The organism is Hamadaea sp. NPDC050747 (assembly GCF_040654195.1).
Classification (GTDB): domain Bacteria; phylum Actinomycetota; class Actinomycetes; order Mycobacteriales; family Micromonosporaceae; genus Hamadaea.
In genome coordinates, this window is sequence record NZ_JBFAHM010000007.1 from 422,326 (window position 1) to 444,158 (window position 21,833).

22 protein-coding genes and 1 tRNA gene are annotated in these 21,833 nt (G+C 70.4%); 7 read left to right on the top strand and 16 right to left on the bottom strand.

All coding sequences use genetic code 11. The features are described 5' to 3' along the window. Window positions 1–9 precede the first annotated feature (9 nt). Genes cobA through cobC form a run of 3 tightly spaced genes read right to left on the bottom strand, consistent with a single transcriptional unit; the run spans window position 10 to window position 3,313 of the window. The gene (gene cobA / locus AB0H43_RS19385) at window positions 10–1,221 is read right to left on the bottom strand and encodes a uroporphyrinogen-III C-methyltransferase (RefSeq protein WP_360000764.1); all 1,212 of its coding nucleotides are present in this window, start codon (window positions 1,219–1,221) and stop codon (window positions 10–12) included. After that, entirely contained in the window at window positions 1,218–2,267 is a 1,050-nt protein-coding gene (gene cobT / locus AB0H43_RS19390; protein ID WP_360000910.1) for a nicotinate-nucleotide--dimethylbenzimidazole phosphoribosyltransferase, read from the bottom strand. The genes cobA and cobT overlap by 4 nt, the downstream gene beginning before the upstream one ends. A 5-nt stretch (window positions 2,268–2,272) precedes the next feature. Next, entirely contained in the window at window positions 2,273–3,313 is a 1,041-nt protein-coding gene (cobC, locus tag AB0H43_RS19395; RefSeq protein WP_360000766.1) for an Rv2231c family pyridoxal phosphate-dependent protein CobC, read from the bottom strand. 111 nt (window positions 3,314–3,424) lie between these two features. Here cobC and AB0H43_RS19400 point away from each other — a divergent pair, with 111 nt between their 5' ends. Next, window positions 3,425–5,656: a transglycosylase domain-containing protein gene (locus tag AB0H43_RS19400; RefSeq protein ID WP_360000768.1), complete on the top strand. Its 2,232-nt coding sequence runs from the start codon at window positions 3,425–3,427 to the stop codon at window positions 5,654–5,656. A 144-nt stretch (window positions 5,657–5,800) separates the two neighbouring features. After that, the gene (locus tag AB0H43_RS19405; protein WP_360000770.1) at window positions 5,801–6,355 is read left to right on the top strand and encodes a hypothetical protein; all 555 of its coding nucleotides are present in this window, start codon (window positions 5,801–5,803) and stop codon (window positions 6,353–6,355) included. 23 nt (window positions 6,356–6,378) lie between these two features. On the opposite strand, the gene AB0H43_RS19410 is transcribed toward AB0H43_RS19405, so the two are convergent. Continuing rightward, complete coding sequence (locus AB0H43_RS19410; protein WP_290864590.1) at window positions 6,379–6,945, bottom strand: GNAT family protein; 567 nt, start codon at window positions 6,943–6,945, stop codon at window positions 6,379–6,381. A gap of 149 nt (window positions 6,946–7,094) precedes the next feature. On the opposite strand from AB0H43_RS19410, the gene AB0H43_RS19415 reads away from it, so the two are divergent. Next, entirely contained in the window at window positions 7,095–7,901 is an 807-nt protein-coding gene (locus AB0H43_RS19415) for an SURF1 family protein (RefSeq protein ID WP_360000772.1), read from the top strand. Between the two features lie 10 nt (window positions 7,902–7,911). Next, on the top strand, window positions 7,912–8,466 hold the full coding sequence (locus AB0H43_RS19420) for a hypothetical protein (protein ID WP_360000774.1): 555 nt from the start codon (window positions 7,912–7,914) through the stop codon (window positions 8,464–8,466). A 264-nt stretch (window positions 8,467–8,730) separates the two neighbouring features. On the opposite strand, the gene AB0H43_RS19425 is transcribed toward AB0H43_RS19420, so the two are convergent. The 6 genes from AB0H43_RS19425 to AB0H43_RS19450 all read right to left on the bottom strand — a co-directional run bounded on the left by AB0H43_RS19425 (window position 8,731) and on the right by AB0H43_RS19450 (window position 14,484). Continuing rightward, on the bottom strand, window positions 8,731–10,101 hold the full coding sequence (locus AB0H43_RS19425; RefSeq protein ID WP_360000776.1) for a dipeptidase: 1,371 nt from the start codon (window positions 10,099–10,101) through the stop codon (window positions 8,731–8,733). Window positions 10,102–10,122: 21 nt separating this feature from the next. Continuing rightward, entirely contained in the window at window positions 10,123–10,701 is a 579-nt protein-coding gene (locus AB0H43_RS19430) for an AAA family ATPase (RefSeq protein ID WP_360000778.1), read from the bottom strand. Further along, window positions 10,698–12,218: a cobyric acid synthase gene (locus AB0H43_RS19435; RefSeq protein ID WP_360000780.1), complete on the bottom strand. Its 1,521-nt coding sequence runs from the start codon at window positions 12,216–12,218 to the stop codon at window positions 10,698–10,700. Before AB0H43_RS19435 ends, AB0H43_RS19430 begins: the two co-directional genes overlap by 4 nt. Then, window positions 12,215–13,153, bottom strand: a complete 939-nt coding sequence (locus AB0H43_RS19440; RefSeq protein ID WP_360000782.1) for a cobalamin biosynthesis protein — start codon at window positions 13,151–13,153, stop codon at window positions 12,215–12,217. Before AB0H43_RS19440 ends, AB0H43_RS19435 begins: the two co-directional genes overlap by 4 nt. 67 nt (window positions 13,154–13,220) lie before the next feature. After that, entirely contained in the window at window positions 13,221–13,628 is a 408-nt protein-coding gene (locus AB0H43_RS19445) for a hypothetical protein (protein ID WP_360000784.1), read from the bottom strand. A gap of 190 nt (window positions 13,629–13,818) precedes the next feature. After that, window positions 13,819–14,484, bottom strand: coding sequence for a single-stranded DNA-binding protein (locus AB0H43_RS19450; RefSeq protein WP_360000786.1), 666 nt, complete (start codon window positions 14,482–14,484; stop codon window positions 13,819–13,821). A 116-nt stretch (window positions 14,485–14,600) separates the two neighbouring features. Here AB0H43_RS19450 and AB0H43_RS19455 point away from each other — a divergent pair, with 116 nt between their 5' ends. Beyond that, complete coding sequence (locus tag AB0H43_RS19455; RefSeq protein WP_360000788.1) at window positions 14,601–15,608, top strand: alpha/beta hydrolase; 1,008 nt, start codon at window positions 14,601–14,603, stop codon at window positions 15,606–15,608. Here the strand turns inward: AB0H43_RS19455 and AB0H43_RS19460 are convergent. After that, complete coding sequence (locus AB0H43_RS19460; protein ID WP_360000790.1) at window positions 15,538–16,077, bottom strand: hypothetical protein; 540 nt, start codon at window positions 16,075–16,077, stop codon at window positions 15,538–15,540. The genes AB0H43_RS19455 and AB0H43_RS19460 overlap by 71 nt on opposite strands. A gap of 91 nt (window positions 16,078–16,168) precedes the next feature. Here AB0H43_RS19460 and AB0H43_RS19465 point away from each other — a divergent pair. Next, a tRNA-Arg gene (locus AB0H43_RS19465) sits at window positions 16,169–16,241 on the top strand. A gap of 207 nt (window positions 16,242–16,448) precedes the next feature. On the opposite strand, the gene AB0H43_RS19470 is transcribed toward AB0H43_RS19465, so the two are convergent. Genes AB0H43_RS19470 through AB0H43_RS19480 form a run of 3 tightly spaced genes read right to left on the bottom strand, consistent with a single transcriptional unit; the run spans window position 16,449 to window position 19,087 of the window. After that, window positions 16,449–17,522, bottom strand: coding sequence for an LCP family protein (locus tag AB0H43_RS19470; protein ID WP_360000792.1), 1,074 nt, complete (start codon window positions 17,520–17,522; stop codon window positions 16,449–16,451). A gap of 27 nt (window positions 17,523–17,549) precedes the next feature. Beyond that, on the bottom strand, window positions 17,550–18,116 hold the full coding sequence (locus tag AB0H43_RS19475; protein ID WP_360000794.1) for a cellulose binding domain-containing protein: 567 nt from the start codon (window positions 18,114–18,116) through the stop codon (window positions 17,550–17,552). Window positions 18,117–18,124: 8 nt separating this feature from the next. Beyond that, complete coding sequence (locus tag AB0H43_RS19480) at window positions 18,125–19,087, bottom strand: helix-turn-helix domain-containing protein (RefSeq protein WP_360000796.1); 963 nt, start codon at window positions 19,085–19,087, stop codon at window positions 18,125–18,127. Between the two features lie 70 nt (window positions 19,088–19,157). Between AB0H43_RS19480 and AB0H43_RS19485 the strand changes: the two genes are divergently transcribed. Next, the gene (locus tag AB0H43_RS19485) at window positions 19,158–20,420 is read left to right on the top strand and encodes an MFS transporter (protein WP_360000798.1); all 1,263 of its coding nucleotides are present in this window, start codon (window positions 19,158–19,160) and stop codon (window positions 20,418–20,420) included. Between the two features lie 3 nt (window positions 20,421–20,423). Here AB0H43_RS19485 and AB0H43_RS19490 read toward each other — a convergent pair whose 3' ends face one another. Together AB0H43_RS19490 and AB0H43_RS19495 are read right to left on the bottom strand one after the other, a co-directional pair. Next, window positions 20,424–21,047 (bottom strand): MerR family transcriptional regulator, encoded by a 624-nt coding sequence (locus AB0H43_RS19490; RefSeq protein ID WP_360000800.1) that lies wholly within the window; start codon window positions 21,045–21,047, stop codon window positions 20,424–20,426. A gap of 20 nt (window positions 21,048–21,067) precedes the next feature. Beyond that, window positions 21,068–21,778, bottom strand: a complete 711-nt coding sequence (locus AB0H43_RS19495) for a DUF1775 domain-containing protein (RefSeq protein ID WP_360000802.1) — start codon at window positions 21,776–21,778, stop codon at window positions 21,068–21,070. Window positions 21,779–21,833 lie beyond the last annotated feature (55 nt).

Here is a 21,833-nt window from a genome sequence, read left to right on the forward strand (position 1 = left end):
TTATATCGGCTAAATATCCGCAAATGGCGCAGTTCCGGACAGAGGCACGGAAACGACCTCACCGATGACGGTGATGACCGGCGTACGCAGATCGGCGGCGGCCGCCGCGATCTCGGCGAGCGGAGCGCGGACGACGACCTGCTGGGACGTCGTGCCCTCCTGGATCGCCGCCGCTGGGGTCGCCGGGTTCCGTCCGGCCGCGATCAGGGTCGACGCGATCTCTGCCAGGTGCCGCAGTCCCATCAGCACCACGACGGTGCCTCGCGACCGGCCCAGCGCGGTCCAGTCGACCAGCGACTGCGACGACGAGGGCGCGAGGTGGCCGGAGACCACGGTGAACTCATGGGTGACGCCGCGGTGGGTCACCGGGATCCCCGCGACGGCGGGCACCGAGATCGCGCTGCTGACGCCGGGCACTACGACCACCGGTACGCCGGCCTCAGCGCAGGCCAGCGCCTCCTCGCCGCCCCGGCCGAAGACGAACGGGTCGCCGCCCTTGAGGCGTACGACGAACTTCCCGGCGAGCGCCCGCTCCACGAGCAGCGCGTTGATGTGCTCCTGCGCCGCCGCCGCACCGTAGGGCAGCTTGGCGACGTCGACCACCTCGACCTCGGGACGCAGCTCGTCCAGCAGTACGCCGGGCGCGAGCCGATCGGCGACCACCACGTCGGCGGCGTTCAGCAGCCGCCGTCCCTTGACCGTGATCAGCTCGGCGTCGCCCGGCCCGCCGCCGACGAGGGCGACCGTCCCGGGCAGCCGATCGGTGTCCGCCGAGGACGCCAGCAACGCCGCGATCCGGTCGCGCACGCTCATCGACAGCCGGGGCGATCCTCCGCCCAGCACTGCCACGGTCACCGGCCCGTGCCGGGTCACCGCCGGGGTCCACGCGGTTGCCGCGTGCCGGTCGTCGGCGCGTACGCAGAACACCCGGAGTTCCTCGGCCACCGAACTCACCTCAGCCGCGGCAGCGGGGTCGTCCACGGCGACGTGCACCAGCCAGGCACCGTCCAAGTCGGACGGTTCGAAGGGCCGAGCGCGCCACTGGAACCGGCCCGCGTCACGCAGTCCTTGCAAGGCGGGCGTCAGGTCGGGCGCGACGACGAGCAGATCCGCGCCCGCCTCCAACAACGCCGGGATGCGTCGCGTGGCGATGGCGCCCCCGCCGACGACCACCACCCGGCGGCCGTCCAGCCGCAGACCGAGGGGGTACAACGTGCTCATTTCTCCGTGACACCAGCCGAGTCGAAGGTGGCCACCTCGTGCAGTACGCGTACCGCCGAGGCGACGATGGGCAACGCGAGCAGGGCACCGGTCCCCTCGCCGAGCCGCAGCCCGAGATCGAGCAGCGGATCGAGATCGAGGTGCGCGAGCGCGACCGCGGCCCCCGGCTCGACCGAGAGGTGGCCGGCGATCAGGGCGGTCGCGGCGTCCGGCGCGAGTTCGACCGCGGCGACCGCCGCCGAGCAGGCGATGACCCCGTCCAACAGCACCGGTACGCGTCGCGCCGCCCCGCCGAGGATGAGCCCGGCGAGCGCGGCGTGTTCGAGGCCGCCCACGGCCGCCAGTACGCCGACCGGGTCGGCCGGGTCCGGCTGGTGCATCTCCAGCGCCTTGCGGATGACGGCGATCTTCTTGCTGTGGGTGTCGCTGTCGATGCCCGTTCCGAGGCCCGTGACGCGCCCCGGATCGGCCCCGGTGAACGCCGCGATCAGGGCAGCGGCGGGTGTGGTGTTCGCGATGCCCATGTCGCCGGTGATGAGGATGCGCGTACCGGCGTCGACGAGCTGGTGGGCGACGGTGATGCCGACCTCCAGCGCGCGTTCGGCCTCCTCACGCGTGAGCGCGGGCTCGACGGTGAAGTCGCGGGTGCCTGGCCGGACCTTGGCCGCCACGAGTTTGGCCTCGTCGGGCAGGGTCGCGGCCACCCCGACGTCCACCACCGTCACGTGCGCGCCGGTCTGCCGAGCGAACGCGTTGACCACCGCGCCACCGGCCACGAAGTTGGCGACCATCTGGGCCGTGACCTCCTGCGGCCACGGAGTGACGCCTTGCGCGTGTACACCGTGGTCACCGGCGAAGATCGCGACCGTCGCCGGATCGAGCAGCGGCGGCGGGCATACCCCGGCCAAGCCGCTGAGCCGGATCGACAGCTCCTCCAGGGTGCCCAGCGAGCCGGCCGGCTTGGTCAGCCGGCCGTGGCGGGCGCGGGCGGCGTCCATCGCGGCGGCGTCGAGCGGCCGGATCGCGGCGACCGTCCGCCGCAACAACTCGCTCATGTCAGCACCTCTCGCAGTTGGTCGACGAACGCGTCGGTGGTCGCGGTGTCGCGGACGGCGACGCGTAACCAGTCCGGACCCAGTCCGGGGAAAGTATCGCCCCGCCGGACCGCCCAGCCCCGCAGGCGCAGCTGCTCGCGTACGCGCGCGGCACCGGTCAGCCGAACGAGCACGAACGAGCTGCTCGGCTCGCCGGCCACGGTCACGCCGGGCAGCGTACGCAGGGCGCTCACCAGATGGGCGCGCTCTTCCACCAGGTGGACGGCGATCTCGTCGGCCGCGCGCCGGGCCTCGTCGCTCGAACAGGCGACCGCCGCGGCCAGCGCCGGCGTGCTCACCGGCCACAGCGGAGCGACCGCGCGCAGCGGAGCCAACAACTCGGGCGCGCCGAGCAGGTACCCGATCCGCAGCCCGGCCAGGCCCCACGTCTTGGTCAAGCTGCGCAACACCAGCAATCCCGGCAGATCCCGCCGATGCGCCAGACTTTCCGGCTCCCCCGGCACGGTGTCCGCGAACGCCTCGTCGACCAGCAGCACCCGGCCCGGTCGCGCCAGCCGTTCCAGCGTCCGCACGGGATGCAGCACCGAGGTGGGATTCGTCGGATTCCCCACCACCACCAGGTCCGCGTCGTCCGGCACGTCCGCCGGGTCCAGGACGAACGGCGGCGGCAGCACGAGCCGCCGAACCTCGTGGCCCGCGGCGCGCAGCGCCGCCTCCGGCTCGGTGAACTGCGGATGCACGATCAGCGGTGTGCGTACCCCTAGGCCTTGCGCGACCAAAGTGAACGCCTGGGCCGCGCCCGCGGTCAGCAGCACCTCGCTGCTCGCGCGCTCGTGCCGGGCCGCGACCGCCGCGCGGGCCGCGCGATCATCCGGATACGCCGAAAGCTGTGCCAGGGATTCGGCGAGGGGCGTGGCGAGCCACCCGGGCATGGGCGCGAGCCGGACGTTGACCGCGAGGTCGACGTAACCGGCGCCGACCTCGGCATCGCCGTGGTGACGAAGGTCGGGCTCGGGCGTGATCTCGGGGTGTGCCACGTCGTTAGGAGATCACAGGGGGTTGTCGCGTAGCCGACGGAGGGCCGCTTTTCCTCGCGCCGTTTGTCGCTTTCAATCACCTCTAAGCGGGACATGTCCTACCTTGGACTGGTGATAAAGCGCACCCTCTCCGCGACCGGCCGCCTGACACCGATCCTTCGAGCCGGGCTCATCTCCGGCGTCATCGTGGCCGCGGTGACCTACCCACTGGCCGCCGTGGGCGGGCTGGGGGTGAAGTCCGGATTCGACTGGTACCAAGCGCTCCCCGCGGAGCTGACGGTGCAGCCGCCGGCGCAGACCACCTACGTCTACGCCAACGACGGCAAGACGCTGCTGACCACGTTCTACGAAGAACACCGCAAGTACACGCCGATCAGCGAGATGTCGGAAAACATCCAGCACGCCATCGTGGCGAGCGAGGACGCCCGCTTCTACGAGCACAACGGCGTGGACGTCAAGGGCATCGCGCGGGCCTTCGTGGCGAACCACAACTCCGGCCAGGTGACTCAGGGCGCCTCTACGCTGACCATGCAGTACGTCCGGGCGACCCTGCGCGACGGCGCGCAGACCCCGGCCGAGGTACAGCAGGCGACCGAGCAGACCAGCGGCCGCAAGATCCGGGAGATCCGGCTGGCCGTCGCGCTCGAGAAGAAGATGTCCAAGCAGGAGATCCTGGAGCGCTACCTGAACGTGGCGTACTTCGGGCACCGGGCGTACGGCATCTTCGCGGCGGCGCAGATCTTCTTCTCGAAGACGCCCAAGGATCTGACCGCGACCGAGGCGGCGACGCTGGCCGGTCTGGTGCAGGCGCCGTCGCTCTACGACCCGGCCGCCTCCGACCAGCGGGCGGCGACGGAACGCCGCAACTACGTGCTTCAGCGCATGTCGGACCTCGGCTATCTGTCCACCGACGAGGCGAAGAAGGCGGCCGGGCAGCCGATCAAGCTGAAGATCACCAACCCGCCGAACGACTGCATCTCGATCGCGCCGAAGCTGAACAGCATGGGGTACTTCTGCGACTTCTTCAAGTCGTGGTGGATGTCCCAGCCCGCGTTCGGCAACAACCCGGCCGAGCGTGAGGCCAAGCTGCGCCGCGGCGGCTACCGAGTGGTGACCTCCATCGATCCCCGCGTCCAGGCGGCCGCGCAGAAGAACGTGCTCGCCAACGTGAGCAAGACCAACCCGTACGCCCACGGCCTCGTGCTGGTGCAGCCGCGTACCGGGATGGTCAAGGCGATGGGGCTGAACCGGACGTACTCGCTCGACCAGAGCAAGAACGGCGTGAACACCGACTGGAACAAGGCGGGCAAGATCCCGGGCACGTACCCGAACACGGTGAACCCGCTCAACGGCGGTGGCTTCAACGGCGCGGGCTACCAGGCCGGATCGACGTTCAAGATGTTCACGCTGCTGGCGGCGTTGCAGGCCGGCTTCAAGATGAACCAGTCCTACTACTCACCGCAGCGCCTGGTCTCCAAGTACTGGGCGGGCTGGGGCGAACGCGGCTCCTGCGCGGGTGGCCGGTGGTGCCCGACGAACGCCAGCGGCGCGATGACCGGTACGCAGAACATGTGGACCGGCTTCGGGAAGTCCGTGAACACCTACTTCGTGCAGCTGGAGCAGGCGGTCGGCTCCGACGCGGTGGTACGCATGGCGGAGAGCCTCGGGCTGACCTGGCACAACGACATCGACAAGATGATGTCGACCTATCCGCGGAGCAAGACGTGGGGCGCGTTCACACTGGGCGTCGCCGACACCACGCCGCTGGAGATGGCCACGGCGTACGCCGCGGTCGCCGGCGACGGGCTCTACTGTGAAGCGCTGCCGGTGCAGGCGATCAGCAACCCGGACGGCTCCCCGACGACCTGGACCAACGAGCAGGGCCAGACCGTCGAGGTCGCGGCGCCGCGCTGCAAGCAGGTCGTCCGCCCGGAGGTCGCCCGCGCGGCCGCCGACGCCGCCCGCTGCGTCACCGGATACGGCGCCTCGAGGGGCGGCTGCGGCAGCTGGAACACCACCGGCAGCAGCGTCTACAACATGCTCGGCCGTCCGATCGCGGGCAAGACCGGTACCACCGACGACACCCGCGCGGCCTGGTTCGTGGGCTTCACGCCGGAGTACGCGGCGGCCAGCTTCATGGCCGACCCGGACAACCCGTTCCATGCCGTCGGCGACTGGAACTACAACGTCCCGCTGCAGGCGGTCGCCTGGACCCTGCGGGACGCCCTGAAGGGGCAGCCGATCCGGTACTTCACCCCGCCGCCGACCTCGATCCTGGGCAAGGGAACCTACGTGGCCGCACCCCAGGACGCCGCGCCGAAGAAGAAGAACCGCCGCCGCTAGCCCTTGGGCCCGTTGAGGTCCAGATCACGGATATGCATGCGATCTTGGACTGATTTAGCAGGCATAACCGCGATCTGACGGTTATCGCTACGGATGATCATCGGGGCCTACGCGACCGCGTGGGCCCCGATATCGTCTCGCTCCATGCCCGCCTCTCGTTTCGCCGCGCTGGCGGCCCTTCTCCTCGTCGGCGCCCTGACCGCATGTTCGGGCGGCGACCCGGTGCCGGCCGCGGTGGCCTCCACGTCGGCCGCTGCGTCGCCCAGCCTCTCGGCCGAGGCGTCGGCCGCCGCGTCACCATCGCCCACCGCGTCGCCCTCGCTGCAGGCCGGCGTTTCGCCGAAGCCGACGAAGTCCCCGACACGGGCGCCGTCCCCCTCGCCAAAGCCGAAGCTCAAGCTCAAGTCGATGACCTTGAGTGTCACCCTGACGAGCACCGAGGTCGTTGCCACGGTCCGGCTCACCACGAGCGGTTACGGCACCGGCAACGTCGAGGTCTCGCTGCCGACCTCGAGCTCGGTGTCACCGAAGTACTTCAGCGTGACCGGCACCGGCTCGAACACGTTCACCCGGACGGCGAGATGGGCGCGAAGCGCCGCGTGCAGAGGCGGCCCGCAGCCTGTCGACGCCTATTTCCGCTACGGCTCCAAGTACGGCTCGTCCGCGCCCATCTTCCCGACCGAGACGCTCGAGTGCTGAGCGCCGGATGACGATGCGATCCGTTATTTGAGGTCGGCGGCGACGAGCGACCAGACCTCGAGGTCGACCCGGCCGCTGTGCACGAACCCGGCGTTGCGCATGAGGCCCTCATAGGTGAAGCCGGCCTTCTCCGCCACCCGGCGGGACGCCAGGTTGCCCGGGGCGACCCGCAGCTCGACCCGCTGGAAGCCGTGCTCCAGCAGCAGTGCCAGGCTGAGCGCGTCGACCGCTTCGGGGGCGAAGCCGAACCCGCGCATGTCGGAGGCGACGGCGTAGGAGACCTCGGTCACCCGGGCCGCCCAGTCCGTGCGCTTGGTCCACAGCGAGCCGATCAGGGCGCCGTCCTCACGACGGACGATGCCGTAGTGGTCGCCCGCGCCGCTGTCCCGGCGCTCCGTGGCCAGCTCGGTACACCAGGCCCGGCCCTCGATCTGCCCGAACTCCTTCGGGAACGGCAGCCACCGCTGGACGAGCTTGTCGGCGAAGATCTCGCCGACCGGCTTCGCGTCGTCCGCCTCCAGGGGGCGTACGTCGAGCCGGGGGGTGGCTACGGTCAGGGTGGGGAAGCGCCGCACCGCAACTTCCGACATGCTGACTCCGATCGCTCGGCGAGCCCGGGTTGCCCAGGGCCAAGGGGCACCTTACCCAATGTTCTGTCGGGATGCTGCTCTTCGTGCTGGACGTCCGCTGACAAGATGCTCCCAATCGGTGATCGCCCTCACATGGGTACGCTCGGCTGGTGCGTACTGTTCTGACCGCCCGCTGGCTGGGGCTCTTCGTCGCGGCGCTGGCCCTGGCCGCGATCATGGTGTTCCTCGGCCGTTGGCAGCTCGACCGCTACGAGCTGCGCTCCGGGGTGAACGACCGGATCGCCGCCGGCGAGAGCGGCGAGCCGGTTGCGGTGGCCTCGATCCTGCCGCGCCCCGACGGCGACGCCGGCACGGTCGGCCCGCGTACGCCGGACGACGCCGCCTGGCGCCGAGTGTCCGTCACCGGCGTCTACGACAGTGCCCGTGAACTGCTGGTACGCAACCGAACCGGCGAGGGTCAGACCGGTTTCGAAGTCGTCACGCCGCTCGTGCAGGCGGACGGGACGGCCGTCTTGATCGACCGTGGCTGGATTCCGGCCAACCCGAAGGGCCCGACCGTCGCGCCGGAGGTGCCCGCCGCACCCACCGGCACGGTGACGGTGACCGGCCGCGTGCATCCCTCCGAGAGCGGTGGGACCGACACGGTGACGGTGGACGGCAAGACGCAGATCCGCCGGATCGCCACCGGGCCGATCGCGCGCTACCTCAACCAGTACGCCGTCTACGACGCGTACCTGCTGGCAGTGGACGGCACGCCCGGCGTGACGGCCGTGCCGGTGGCGGTGCCGACGCAGAACACCTGGCAGAACGCGGCGTACGTGGTGCAGTGGTGGCTGTTCGCCGGGCTCACCCTGGTCGGCTTCGTCTACCTGCTGCGCAAGGAGATCAAGCAACCGGCGTCGGCCAAGCCGGGCGATCGGGTGGACGGCTCCCAAGAGCCTGCGCCCGTCCCCTAACCTGGTGGCCATGACCGTCTCGGAGCCGGATCCCACCCCGGTCGACCCCTTCATGACGACGCACGCCCTGCCTCCGGCGTCCCCGGCGGCGGCGTATCCGGCGTACCCGCCTGCGGAACCGTCCTATCCGTACGCCGAGCCGTCCTCGCCGGCGGCCCCGGCACCGGCCTCGGCACCGGTCGAGGCGGCCCTGCCGGTCGCACCCGCCCCGCCGTTGCCGATCGTGGCCCGGGTCGGCGAGATCTCGGTCAGCTCGACGACGATCTACACCCCGACGGGTGAGATGCCGCTCCGCGGCTCGCAGTGGGTCGTGACCGACCAGTGGCAGGCCCACTCGAAGATCCCGACCTGGGCCATCCTCCTGTGCATCCTGACCTTCTTCTGCATCCCGATCTTCAACTTCCTGTTCCTGCTGGCCAAGGAGACCTACTACACCGGCATGGTGGTGGTCAGCGTGACGAGCGCGGGACGGCACTACGTGGCCCGGATTCCCGTGAACAGCCAGGTGCAGGTCGCAACGCTGCAGAGCCAGGTGAACTACATCCGGTCCCTGGCCGCCCTCTGACGCCCTAGACCCACGAAGCGCGCCAGATCCGCTAGATCCGCGCCAGATCCGCAACGCTAGATCCGCGCTGGATCAGGGATCCTGGTCGAATCTTGAGGCAAGATTCGACCGAGATCCCTGATCCAGCGCAAGGAACGGGCCGCCAGCGCAAGGAACGGGCCGCCAGCGCCAAGGAACGGGCCGCCAGCGCAAGGAACGGGCCGCCAGCGCAAGGAACGGGCCGCCAGCGCCATGAAGCCAGCGCCGCGAAGGCGCGGCCGGAAGTCAGAGCGCGGCGACGTTGCGCAGCAGCAGCGCCTCGGCCAGGCACACCTTGGCGAACTCACCCAGGTGCAGGCTCTCGTTCGGGCCGTGCGCCTTGGCGTACGGGTCTTCGACGCCGGTGACCAGCACGGACGCTCCCGGGAACGCCTCGGTGAAGGTGGCGATGAACGGGATCGAGCCGCCGACGCCGATGTCCACCGGCTCGGTGCCGTCCCAGGCCTCCCGGAACGCGGCGCGGGCGGCCTCGTAGGCCGGGCCCGTCGCGTCGATGACGATCGGGTCGCCGTCGTGCTCGAAGGTCACGTCGACGTGAGCACCCCACGACACGTGCTTCTCCAGGTGCGCCTTCATGATCTCGTACGCCCGCTTGCGGTCGTCGCCCGGCGCGAGCCGTACGCTGATCTTGGCCTTGGCCGTCGGGACGATCGCGTTGGGCGCCTCGCCCGTACGCGGCGCGTCGACGCCGAGGATCGAGATGGCCGGCTTGGTCCAGAGCCGCTCGACGATGCGCCCGGTCCCGACGAGTTCGACGCCGTCGAGCAGCCCGGTCTCCTCGCGGAACCGGTCTTCCGGGTAGTCCAGCGGCGCGGCCGCGGTCGAGACGAGGCCCTCGACGGCCACGTCACCGGCGTCGTCGTGGAGCGTGGTCAGCAGCCGCGACAGCGTCATCAACGCGTCCGGCACGGCTCCGCCGGCCATGCCGGAGTGCACGGCCTGCTTCAGCACCTTGACCTCGACGAACATGTTGACGATGCCGCGCAGCGAGGTGGTCAGCGCGGGGACGCCGATGTCCCAGTTACCCGAGTCGGCGATCACGATGACGTCGCTGCGCAGCGTCTCCTTGTACGCCTCCAGCAGGTCCGGCAGCGAGGCGGAGCCGAACTCCTCCTCACCCTCGACGAAGACGACGACGCCCACCGGCAGCCGGTCGTCGGCGGTGCCGGAGCCGAACGCCCGCAGCGCCGCGACGTGCGCCAGGACGCCGGCCTTGTCGTCGGCGCAGCCCCGGCCGTAGAGGCGTCCGTCCCGCTCGACCGGCTCGAACGGGTCGCTCTCCCAGAGCGCCAGGTCGCCGACGGGCTGGACGTCGTGGTGCGCGTACAGCAGGACGGTCGGTGCGCCGGGCGGGGCCGGCTTGACGCCGATCACGGCCGGGTGCCCGTCGCCGATCCGGGCGATCTGGGTGTCCAGGCCGCAGCCGCGCAGCAGCTCCGCGACCGCCTCGGCGGAGCGCTCGAGCGGGGTGAAGTCGAATCCGTCGAAGGCGATGCCCGGGATGCGGGCCAGCCGTTCCAGGTCCGCGCGAACGCCGGGAAGCTCGCGCTCCACGGCCGCGCGCAGCTCCTCGACGCTGAGGGTGGGTGTGGTCATGGCCTTGATCCTAACGACCCGTCAGATCGTGATCAGGACATCCACCAGGTCGGCGGTCCGGTCGGCGGCGAAGTGCCCGGCCTCGCGGTCCTTCCAGACCCGGAGGAAGGGCATCGCCTCTGCCGGGTCCCGGGCTCGCAATCGCTCCCAGGCCAATTCGACTGGTACGCCGAGGAAAACCGTCAGGTCGGCGAGCTGCCGCATGGCAGCGCGCCCGGTCGAGACGCCTTCGACGATCACGACGTCGACCGGATGCACGACGGTGACCTCGTCGACGAAGCGTTCGTCGATCCAGTCGTACCGGTGGTAGCGGCCCGGTTCCCCGCGTCCGAGCGGGCGGAGCACCTCCTGCTCCAACCGGTCCCAGAAGGTGAACTGGTCGTCCCACCCGTCGAGCAGGTCGTCGGTATGCACGACGTCGACCGAGGCGCCCCGTTCGAGCAGGGCGGTGCCCAGCTCCCCGGCGAACGTCGTCTTACCAGCGCCGCTCTGCCCGTCGATCGCCACGATCCGCGTACGCCCCGCCCGTGGCTCCTTGGCCAGGATCTCGTCGGCGACCTCGGCGGCGGTCTCCCGCTGGAGGCGGCGTACGTCGCTCACCGAGTGGCTCCGGGGGCCAGCAGCGGCAGGCCGGCGGACGGGCCCTGCTCGATCAACCGCCAGAGTGCCTCGGTGTCGAGGTGCTCCTCGACCAGGTCGCCGAGGCGGTCCACGGTCGCCTGCCGGATCGCCGCGAACTCGGTGTCCGGGGCGGGCTCGAAGCCGTCCCGTCCGGCGAGGTCGGCCGCCAGCCGCAGGAAGCGGCGGCGGAACTCGTCCGACTCGAACGCACCGTGCCAGTGCGTACCGAAGACTGAGCCGCTGCTGACTCCGTCGTCGCCGACGAACGGCGTCAGCCGCCGCCCGATCCGGCTGATCCGGCCGTGGTGAATCTCGTAGCCGCGTACCTCGGTGTCGAGCGCCGTGCCGACCGGACGCCCCAAAACCTTGCCCGGCGCGAATTCCACGTCCACGTCGAGCAGGCCGAGCCCGGTGACCTCCCCCGCCCGGCTCTCGACGTCGTCCCGAATGCTCCGGGCGAGCATCTGGTAACCGCCGCAGATGCCGAGCACCGGACGCCCGGCGGCGGCGTGGGCTCCGATGGCGTCGGCGAGCCCGGTTTCCCGCAGCCAGGCGAGGTCGGCGACGGTGGACTTCGAGCCGGGCACCACGACGAGATCGGCCGCGGCGACCTCGGCCGGTTCGGCGGTGAACCGGACGGCGACGCCCGGCTCCACCGCCAGCGCCTCGGCGTCGGTGGCGTTGGAGACCCGAGGCAGCCGCACGACCGCTACTCGCAGCCAATGCTCGCCGCGCGGCGCTGCCGGCCGCCCCAGCACCCGCCCGTACGCGAGTGAGTCCTCGGCGTCCAACCAGAGGTCCAGGTCGAACGGCAGGGTGCCGAGCACCGGCCGTCCGGTGAGCTGTTCCAGCGTCCGCAGCCCCGGCGCGAGCAGGTCGAGCGAGCCCCGGAACTTGTTCACGATGAACCCGGAGAGCAATGCCTGATCGGCCGCGTCCAGCAGAGCGAGCGTGCCGAAGAACGAGGCGAAGACGCCACCGCGGTCGATGTCGCCGACGACCACCACCGGTAGCCCGGCTTGCCGGGCCAGGCCCATGTTCACGAAGTCGGCGTCCCGCAGATTGATCTCGGCCGGGCTGCCCGCGCCCTCGCAGACCACCACGTCGTACTCCGCCCGCAGCTCAGCCAAGGTGGCGAAGGCGACCTCGGCCAGTCGGGGCTTGAGGGACCGGAAGTTCTCCGCCGTGATGTGGTCGACCGCGTCCCCGAGCAGGACCACCTGACTGGACAGGTCGCTGCCGGGCTTGAGCAGCACCGGATTGAACCGGACGTCGGGTTCGAGCCCACAGGCGGCCGCCTGCAACGCCTGGGCCCGGCCGATCTCGCCGCCGGTGCCGTCGGCCCGGATGGCGATCGCCGAGTTGTTCGACATGTTCTGCGCCTTGAACGGCGCGACCTTCACTCCCCGCCGGGCCAGCCAACGGCAGATTCCGGCGGTGACCACGCTCTTGCCCGCGTCCGACGTCGTGCCGGCGACGAGCAGTCCGTGGCTCATCGCGCCCGCCGGGCGAGCCGGGTCAGGACCGCCACGCCGAGCGCGGCCAATCCCACTACTCCGCTCAGCTTCGCCGCCCGCCGGGCGTCCGCCGCGACCGGCTTGCCGCCGTCGCCGAGCGACGGGCGTACCTCTGTCCGTCCGAAATAGACGTTCTCGCCGCCGAGCGTCACGTCCAGCGCGCCCGCAAACGCCGCCTCGCACTGCCCCGAGTTGGGCGACGGGTGTCTCCCGCCGTCCCGCTGCCAGACTTGCCACGTACGCCGGGCTCCCCCGCCCACGACGGGCGCGGCCACCGAGGTCAGCAACGCGGTCAAGCGCGACGGGATCAGGTTCGCGGCGTCGTCGAGTTTCGCGGCGGCGGTCCCGAAGTCGGCGTACCGCTGAGATTTGTGACCCACCATGGCATCGAGCGTGTTGACGGCGCGGTAGCCGACGAGGCCCGGAAGACCCGCGACCGCGCCCCACACGAGCGGGGCGACCACCGCGTCGGAGGTGTTCTCCGCGACCGACTCGACGGTGGCCCGGGCCAGGTCGCTCTCGTCCAGCGCGGCCGGATCGCGACCGCAGAGATGCGTGATCCGCTCACGGGCGGCCTCGATGTCACCGCCTTCGAGAGACTCCGCCATGGCGGCCGCCTCGCGCCGCAGCGACCGCCCGCCGAGCACGGCCCAGGTCGTCGCGGTGACCAGCGCGAACCGGGCCAGCGGCCGCTTCCGGGTCGCCCGGTTCGCCACGATCGCCGCCACGACCGGTACGCCCACCGCCGCCGCCGTGAAGATCGCCCCGTCGGCGCGGCTGGGCGCGTAGAGCAGGCGCTCCAAGGTGCCGGCCGCCTTGCCGTATCCGGCCACCGGATGGAACCGGCGCGGATCACCCAGCAGGGCGTCCAACACGTATCCGGCCACCATCCCCGCGGCGTCCACCTCACGCACCCGAACCTCCTGACCACGGCGTGCCACCCGTGATCAGCCTATAAGCCGCCCCCGGTACGCCCGGCCCTCAGTGCACCACCACGTGACCCAGCACCTTGACGGTGAACCACGGAGTACGCCGCGGCGCTATGACCGCCTCGCGCCGGACGAGGTCGTACAGCATGCCCATCGTCGTCTCCGGCGCCACCAGCAGGCTCAGCGGACGGCGCCGCCGCCACCGGCGCGTCGGCCGCAGCGTCAGGAAGACGAAACCGGACGGCCGCCGCAACGCCACCAGCACGGGCGGCACGGTGGTCGTGATGAGCCGGTACAACGCGGCTTCAGCGGGCTCCTCGCTCACCGTGACGATCACGTCGCCACCGGGCCAGCCCGCCCGGCGGAGGAACCGCCGCACCTGCTCGTCGCCGAGCCTCCGCCCGAATTCACAGGCCGCCTCACGGACAGATGTCGCGATCGCCGCCTCACGCCGGGTCACCGTTCCACCTCCTCGGACTGATGTGCCGATGGCCTGCGGGCGGCGCGTGCCCCTCAACCGCGCCGCCCGCAGGCGATGGCCGGCTTCGGCGAATCCGTGCTGTGCCTGCGCTCCGCCACGCGCAGCGATCCGCCGAAGCCGGCCGGGTCCCGTCCGTCACGTCGGGGAGCCGCGACGAACGGGGGCTTCCTCAGACGGCGGCCAGCACCGAACGGCGGTCCACGACGTGGTCGTCGGACTCCTCGTCGTCGAGGTCGTCGGAGTCCTCGTCGCCGTCGGCCGTGGTGGTCGGCGCACTGAAGTCGGTGGCATCGAACGGCGGAACGGGATCGTCGTAACCGAAGCCGTACGAGCTGAAGCCGGGCTCGTCCACCGCGTTGAGCGGATCATCGGCGGTCAGGCCTATTTGCTGCTCGGGCGCCGGTTCGGTCGGCTCACCGCCGAGGCGTACGGGTTCGGTCGGGTCGGCTTCGACCTCGCTGGCCGAGACGGGCTTGTTCCGCGCGAACCGGGCTCGGCCCCGAGCGAGGTTGTGGCCGACGGCCAGCGCCTCCATCTCGTAGAGCGTCCGCTTGGTGCCCTCGGCGTCCACCCAGTCGCGGGTGTAGATCTGACCGTGGACGATGACGGGATCGCCGACCATGAGACTGGACGCGACGCCGCTCGCCAGCTCGCGCCAGCAGGTGACCCGGACCCGGAGACCGTTGCCGTCGACCCACTGCCCCGTCGAGCGCTCCAGCCGCCGAGTGCCCGCCGCGACCTTGAAACTCGTCACCAGCCGGCCCGAGTTCGAGGTACGCCGCCACTCCGGAGCGGTGAGCAGGTTGCCAACTATCGTGATATGCGTTTCGAACATGCTGAATATCGTGTGGCCTGGCCCGACCGAATAGGCAAGTTACGATCTTCGATATTGTGGACAATGTTCGCGTGTGGATAACTCACCAGGACCGAACTCGCGAGTAACTTGTAATCGTGGAGACCGACATCCTGGGTGCGCCGTACGAGCGGCACATCATCGACCTGCCCTCCGACGACGAGGGCCCGGTCGTCGCGACGCTGGTCCGGCGGCGCGCCAACCAGTCCACCAAGCGCGCAGTCCTCTATCTGCACGGGTTCTGCGACTACTTCTTCCAGACCCACCTCGCCGACTTCTTCACCGATCGCGGCTGGGACTTCTACGCCCTCGACCTACGCAAGTACGGCCGGTCCCTGCTCGGCCATCAGACCCCCAACTTCGTCCGCAGCCTCACCGAGTACTTCCCGGAGATCGACGAGGCGATCCGGATCATCCGGACCGAGGACGGCCACGACACCGTTCTGCTCAACGGCCACTCGACCGGTGGCCTCATCGGCTCACTCTGGGCCGACTCCCGGCGCAAGGCGAAATACGTCGACGGCCTTTTCCTCAACAGCCCGTTCCTCGACTTCAACGCGCCCTGGCTGATCCGCCGCCCGCTCGCCCCGATCATCTCCGGCCTGGCCTCGCTCGGGCACTATCGGAAGATCACCATGAACGTGTCGGGCACCTACGGCCGCAGCATCCACGTCGACCACAACGGCGAATGGACCTACGACCTGACGTGGAAGCCGGTCGAGAGCTTCCCCGTCCGCCTGGGCTGGCTCCGCGCGATCCGGGAAGGGCACCTACGCGTACGCCGAGGCCTGTCCGTGGACGTCCCGATCCTGGTGACCGCGTCGGACGCGTCGTTCAAGAAGCCGACCTGGGACGAGGTCGCACACGACATGGACGCCGTCCTCGACGTGGATCACATCGTCCGGTGGGCGCCGAACCTCGGCGACAAGGTGACGGTCGTCCGGATTCCGGGCGGCAAGCACGACCTCACCCTCTCCCGGCCACCCGCCCGCCAGCGACTGTTCGCCGAGGTCGACAGCTGGATGGCGGCGAACCTCAGTGCGGATGCGGCGGATAGTGCCGCCAAATCTCCCAACCCCGCCGCCACACCAGCAGCTCCCGGCTGAGCAACCCACGGCCGCCGGCGAAGAACATCCGGTCGACCGCCCGGCGTACCTTCTCCACGCCGGGCGGGGAGCCGGACCCGGTCACCATGACCACATCCCGCGCCGGTACGCCCAGAACCAACTCCCCCGGCACCTGGCCGGCCAGCCGTTCCCAGAACTCGTCGAGCAGCACGGCTGACGATTCCCAGCCGCCGAACGACAACATCAACACCGGCGGTCGCCCGTCCACCTGAACCTCGGCCGCCCATTTGGTCAACAATTCGAAGGCGTACCGGCGAAGATCGTGCGGATGCAGCCGGAGCCCATGCAGATCCCGCCACGTCACCAGCCCCTGATAAGCCGGCCCCGGCGCGTAGCCGACCGCCAGGTCGCCCACGAACTCGTCGAGGACTATGTCCTCCTCGTCCTGGGGATCCAGCTCGTCGAGGGAGACCAGCACCGGAAGAAATGTGGTGCTCATCACGTCCACGAGCGTTAACCTACTCCCGCGTACGCACGGCTCCAATCGGCCGTCCAGCGGGTGGGTTCCAACATCGCTTTCGGTACCCTGTGATCTGCACGCGCCCGTAGCTCAGCGGATAGAGCAGCTGCCTTCTAAGCAGTTGGCCGCAGGTTCGAATCCTGCCGGGCGCACCGAGGAGGCCCACAACCGGCGGCCAGGCCGTCGGCGAACAGCGCGAGTGATGTCACCAACGCCGCACAGTATGGGTGCCCTCCAATCCGAGCCCTAAGGATGGGCTCAGTGCGGTTCCCGCACGGCTGGCTTGATCAGGGTCATTTCTGGGTCGCTATGGCGACGTGGAAATGACCCTGATCATGAAAGCCTCACGGAGACGAGCGTCACGGGCTGAGGTACTCGGGGTTGTCCGCGAGGAACCTGCCCAAGTCGTCGTTGCGCGCGGCTTCGAACATCCGCATGGTCCCGGGGGACAACGCTTCGCCTCCGGCGGGGTCCTCGTTGAAGCTGCCGGCGTTCGTCTTCAGCGTGACGAGGTCGGCGGCGGCGAGCACTTTGAGGTTGAAGAGGAAGTCGGCCGCGCTGTAGCCGCCGGTGTCGAGCTTCAGCGATGCTCCGGCTGCCTGGAGCAGGTTGGCGAACTTGGCCGGATTGGTGAGGACGCCGACGCTGGTCGCCTTGGCGGCCATCGCCTTGATGAGTTCGCGCTGGTGTTTCTGGCGGTCGTAGTCGCCGTTGGGCAGACCGTAGCGTTGGCGGGAGTAGTCCAACGCCTCCCAGGCGGCCATGGTCCGGCAGCCTTTCTTGTGGATCCAGCTGTTGGGGAGTTGCTGCTGCCCGTCGTAGCTGTAGTAGACCGGTTTGCCGTTCTGGTCGATGTAGTGGCTCGACCAGGTGTCGTTTTCGACGCACAGGTAGACGCCGCCGAGCGCGGTGATGACGTTCTTGAAGCCGTTGAAGTCGATGACGGCGACACCGTTGAAGCTGATCCCGGTCAGCTGTTCCACGGTCTTCTTGGTCAGCCCCGCTCCGCCGGTCCAGCCTTGGCCTTGCTGCGATCCGAAGAAGTACGCGGCGTTGATCTTGTCCAGGCCGCCGGCGTACTGGGCGGCCGGCCAGGCGGGGATGTCCACTTTGCTGTCTCGCGGGATCGACATCAGGTACGCCTCGTCGTGCGAGGCGGACACGTGCAGCAGCATGATCGTGTCGGCTCGGGAGGTGTTCTCCGCCCAGCCCTCCCGGGTGTCGAGGCCCAGCAGGAGCAGGTTGATCGCGCCGGTCATCGACCGTCCGCGTACGCCGTTCTCGCTGAGGTTCGCGGTCTCGATGGAGCCGGTGAGGTCGTTGATGAGGGACTTGGCCGCCACCACGCCGCCGAAGCCCGCGAGAACCAGGAGAGCGCCGATGAAGACCACGATTTTGGCAGCTAGCGGGCTGCGTACCTTCCGAGCGGCCACGTCCTCACGATAGGCCCATCGGCCTGGTCACGCACACGGTGTGCCATTGATTGCGCAGGTCAGAGGCTGTCCGGTGCCGGTGACCCGGAATCCGGCGACGATCTGCGTACCGGCGGCGAGGGTGCGGTTCCAGCTCTTGGGGGTGAGGGTGACCGTACGCCCGTTCTGCTGGTAGTCGGCTTCCCAGGCGGTCGAGACGGTCACGCCGTCGGGAAAGGTCAGCACCACCGTCCAGCCGTTCGTCGCCCGGGTGGCGGTGAGCACGATCTCCGCGGAGTATCCGCCGGTCCAGCTGTCTTTCACGGCATACCGGGCGGCAAGGGAAGCGGAAGCGGACGGCGAGCCGGCGAGGGAGGTCCGCAGGGGCGAAGCCGATGGGGACATCGAGAGCATCGGCAGTGAGAGGGACCAGGCGGGTGCCGGCGAGGCCGGCGGCGTCCCGCCCGCGACGGCGTCGTGCGCCGGGACCAGGGGTGCCACGACGGCCAGCACTCCCCAGCCGAGGGCCAGACCCACGATCGCGGCGAGCACGGTGGTACGCAGCCACCCGGGCTGCCGTGGCGTCCACCAGTGGGCCGGACCGGGGACATTCACGGGAGGAACTATATGCGGAAGGTGCGCCGGTAGGCACTGGGCGCGACGCCGACCGTCGCGTGCAGACGCTGCCGCAGCGAGACCGCGGTGCCGAAGCCGGCCTGGCGGGCGACCGTGTCGATCGGCAGATCCGTCGTCTCCAGCAGCTTGCGCGCGTGCTCCACCCGTTGCCGCGCAAGCCATTCGGCCGGGCTGACCCCGGTCTCCTCCCGGAATCGGCGGGTGAAGGTGCGTACGCTCATCTTCGCGTGGCGGGACAGCGTCCGCAGGTCCAGCGGCTCGTGCAGACGCGCCATCGCCCAGGCCCGGGTGGTCGCCGTACTCGTGTCGGTCGGCGACGGCACCGGCCGCTCGATGAACTGCGACTGCCCGCCTTCCCGCCACGGCGGCACCACGCACCGCCGCGCGGTGCGGTTGGCCACGTCGCTGCCGAAGTCCTGGCGTACTGCGTGCAGGCAGAGGTCGATGCCGGCGCCCACCCCGGCCGAGGTCAGGATGTCGCCGTCGTCGACGAAGAGCACGTCCGGGCGCAGCGCGACGGCGGGGAACAAGTCGCGGAACCGGTCGGCCCAGAACCAGTGCGTGGTCGCCGGACGGCCGTCCAGCAGGCCGGCTGCGGCCAGCACGAACGCCCCGGTGCAGATCGACATCAGGCGGGCGCCGGGGCGACGCGCGGCCAACGCGGCGGTCACGGCCGCGTCGTTCACGCCCTCCGACAGCGCCGCGGTCCCGTGCACGCCCGCGACGACCAGGGTGTCGGCCTCCGGGATCACTTCCGGCCCGTGGCCGGGGACGATCGCGAAGCCTAATTCGGTACGCACAGCGCCGCCGTCGGGCGTACACACCGTGACCTCGTAGAGCCGGTCTCCGGCCGAGTCCCGGGCGGCGAGGAAGATCTGCGTCGCCGTGCCGAGGTCGAACGGGACGACCCCGTCGAGGGCCAGGATCACGACGCGATGCCGATCAGTCATGGCCCGATTCTTTCACATAGTGGCTCTCCGGCCACTCCCGGCGCGGGGGCGTACGCCTGATCATGGTCGGGTGACGACTTCGACCCGCTTCCACCGCGCCTGGTCCGTGGCCGCGATCGCGTTCGTGGCGATCATCGGCGCGGCCGGTTTCCGCGCCACCCCCGGCGTGATGATCACCCCGTTGCAGGAGGAGTTCGGCTGGGGCCGGGGCCTGATCTCCGCCGCCGTCTCGGTCAACCTCCTGCTGTTCGGGCTCACCGCACCGTTCGCGGCGGCCCTCATGGAGCGGTTCGGCATCCGGCGGGTCGTCGCCGTCGCCCTCGCCGTTGTCAGCCTCGGCAGCGGGCTGACCGTCTTCATGACCGCCAGCTGGCAGCTCGTCCTGTGCTGGGGCGTCCTGGTCGGAATGGGCACCGGCTCGATGGCGCTGGCCTTCGTCGCGACGATTACCGGCCGCTGGTTCGTCAAGCATCGCGGCATCGTGACCGGCATCCTCACGGCGGCCGGGGCGACCGGCCAACTGATCTTCCTGCCGCTGCTGGCGAACATCACCGCCACCCACGGCTGGCGGGTCGCCGCGTTGACCGTCGCCGGGACGGCGCTCGCCGTCGTCCCGCTCGTGATCTGGCTGCTGCGCGACCATCCCGCCGATGTCGGCACGACCGCGTACGGGGCTGATCCGGCCGAGCCGGTGGCGGCTCCGCCGAGGACGGCCAACGCCGCCGCGCGGGCGCTCGGCAGTCTGCGTACCGCCTGCAAGTCCGGCGTCTTCTGGGCTCTCGTCGTGGGCTTCGCCATCTGCGGCGCGAGCACGAACGGGCTCATCGGGACGCACTTCATCCCGGCCGCGCACGATCACGGGATGCCGGAGACGACCGCCGCCGGGCTACTGGCCCTCATCGGGATCTTCGACATCGCCGGGACCGTCGTCTCCGGCTGGCTCACCGACCGGGTCGACCCCCGGCTGCTGCTGGCGGCGTACTACGCGTTGCGCGGCTTCTCGTTGCTGCTGCTGTCGCATCTGCTGGACGCGCAGGCACATCCGGGAATGCTCTTCTTCATCGTCTTCTACGGCCTGGACTGGGTCGCCACGGTCCCGCCGACGATCGCGTTGTGCCGTACGCACTTCGGCGCGGACGGGCCGATCGTCTTCGGCTGGGTCTTCGCCTCGCACCAGATCGGGGCGGCCGTCGCGGCGACCGGGGCCGGTGTGGTGCGGGACGCGCTGGGCTCCTATTCGCTCGCCTGGTACGCCGCCGGGGCGCTGTGCTTCATCGCGGCGGCGGTCTCGGCCCGCATCGGCGTACGCCGTCTCGCCCCCGCCACCGCCTGACGCCTACTGGTACTTCGAGGAGGCGTGCTCCTGGGCGATGCGCCGGAGCGCGACGAGGATCGCCTCGCCCAGGACCGTGCCGGTGATCACCGCTTCGACGGTGCCGGCCCGGTCCGGGCGTTGCATGACGACGCCGACCTCCGCCTCGGCGACCTGTTCGGCGCTTTCGGCGTACGTGTCGAGGAGGCTGAGCAGGTCGTCCTGGCCGAGCGCCCGGATGGCGTGGACCGCGTCGGCTACCTGGTCGACCTCCGGCCGGTCGGGATAGACCTGCCAGCCCCGGCGGCGGATCAGGTCGAGCACGTCCACGCGGGCCTGCGCCCACTCCGCCGACGAGCGGTCGGCCCGGGTCGGCCGGGTCAGCAGGTAGTGCGCGGTTCCGCGGACCTCGTGGCCGAACTGCTGCGGGTCGTCGACCGAGCGGAGTACTTCCTTGACGGCGGTGATGCCGAGCCCGCCGACGTCGACCAGCGCCCGGATCAGCCGCAGGCGCCGCAGGTGCTCCGATCCGTAGTCGGCCTGGTTGCGCCCGGTCGGCGTCCCGGCCGGAAGCAGGCCCTCGCGGAGGTAGTACTTGATCGTCGGCAGCGGAACACCGCTGCGCTCCACCAGTTCGCCGACCTTCACGGGGATAGTATAGCTATCCGCTATCTGGCCTGGCGAGCGGCCGCCTTCCGGCGAGCCAGCGTGACGCCGAGCGCCAACGCGACCACGGCCAGCACGGCCAGGAGGATCCAGCCGCCGGGGCCCATCGGAGCCGAGGCCGGCGCCGCTGCCGTCGTCGCCGTGGCGGTCGCTGCCTCCGGCGTACCAGTCGAAGGCGAGGCCGAGTCCGACGGCGCGGGCGAGACCAGCGAAGCCTGCGTGGATGTCGCGCCGGGAGCCGCCGCCGCGAGCTTGAGCACGGGCGCCGGGTGCTCGGGGTTGGGGTCGTTGGCGGTCGGGATCTCGATCCAGCGGTCGACGGCGCCGTTGCTGTAGGTGACGAGGGTCTTGAAGGCGACGCTCTTGGCGTTCGGCAGCTGCTTGACCTTGATCTTGTACGCCGCGTCGGTCTTGACCTTGAGCGCGGTCCCGGAGACGGTGTAGCCGTCGGCGGTGGCCGCGAACGTCCAGCCGGTCGGCGCCGAGACGAGGCTGACGTCGGCCGGGGCGATGCCCTGGGGAAGCACGACGCGGACCGAGGAGATGCCGGCGGAGCCGTTCTCGGCCTCGGCCGAGAAGCTGATCACCGAGTCGACCGCGAGCGCCTGCGCGGGCTTGGCGCTGACCTCGACGTGCGCGAACGCCTGACCGGCGAGCGCGACCGCGCCCAGGACGACACCGGCGGCGACCGCCGCGAGCCTGCGTGTGAACACTGATTCCCCCTCGTTGACGAGCCTGACGCTGGTAAGTCGCCGGACCGCCCAGGTT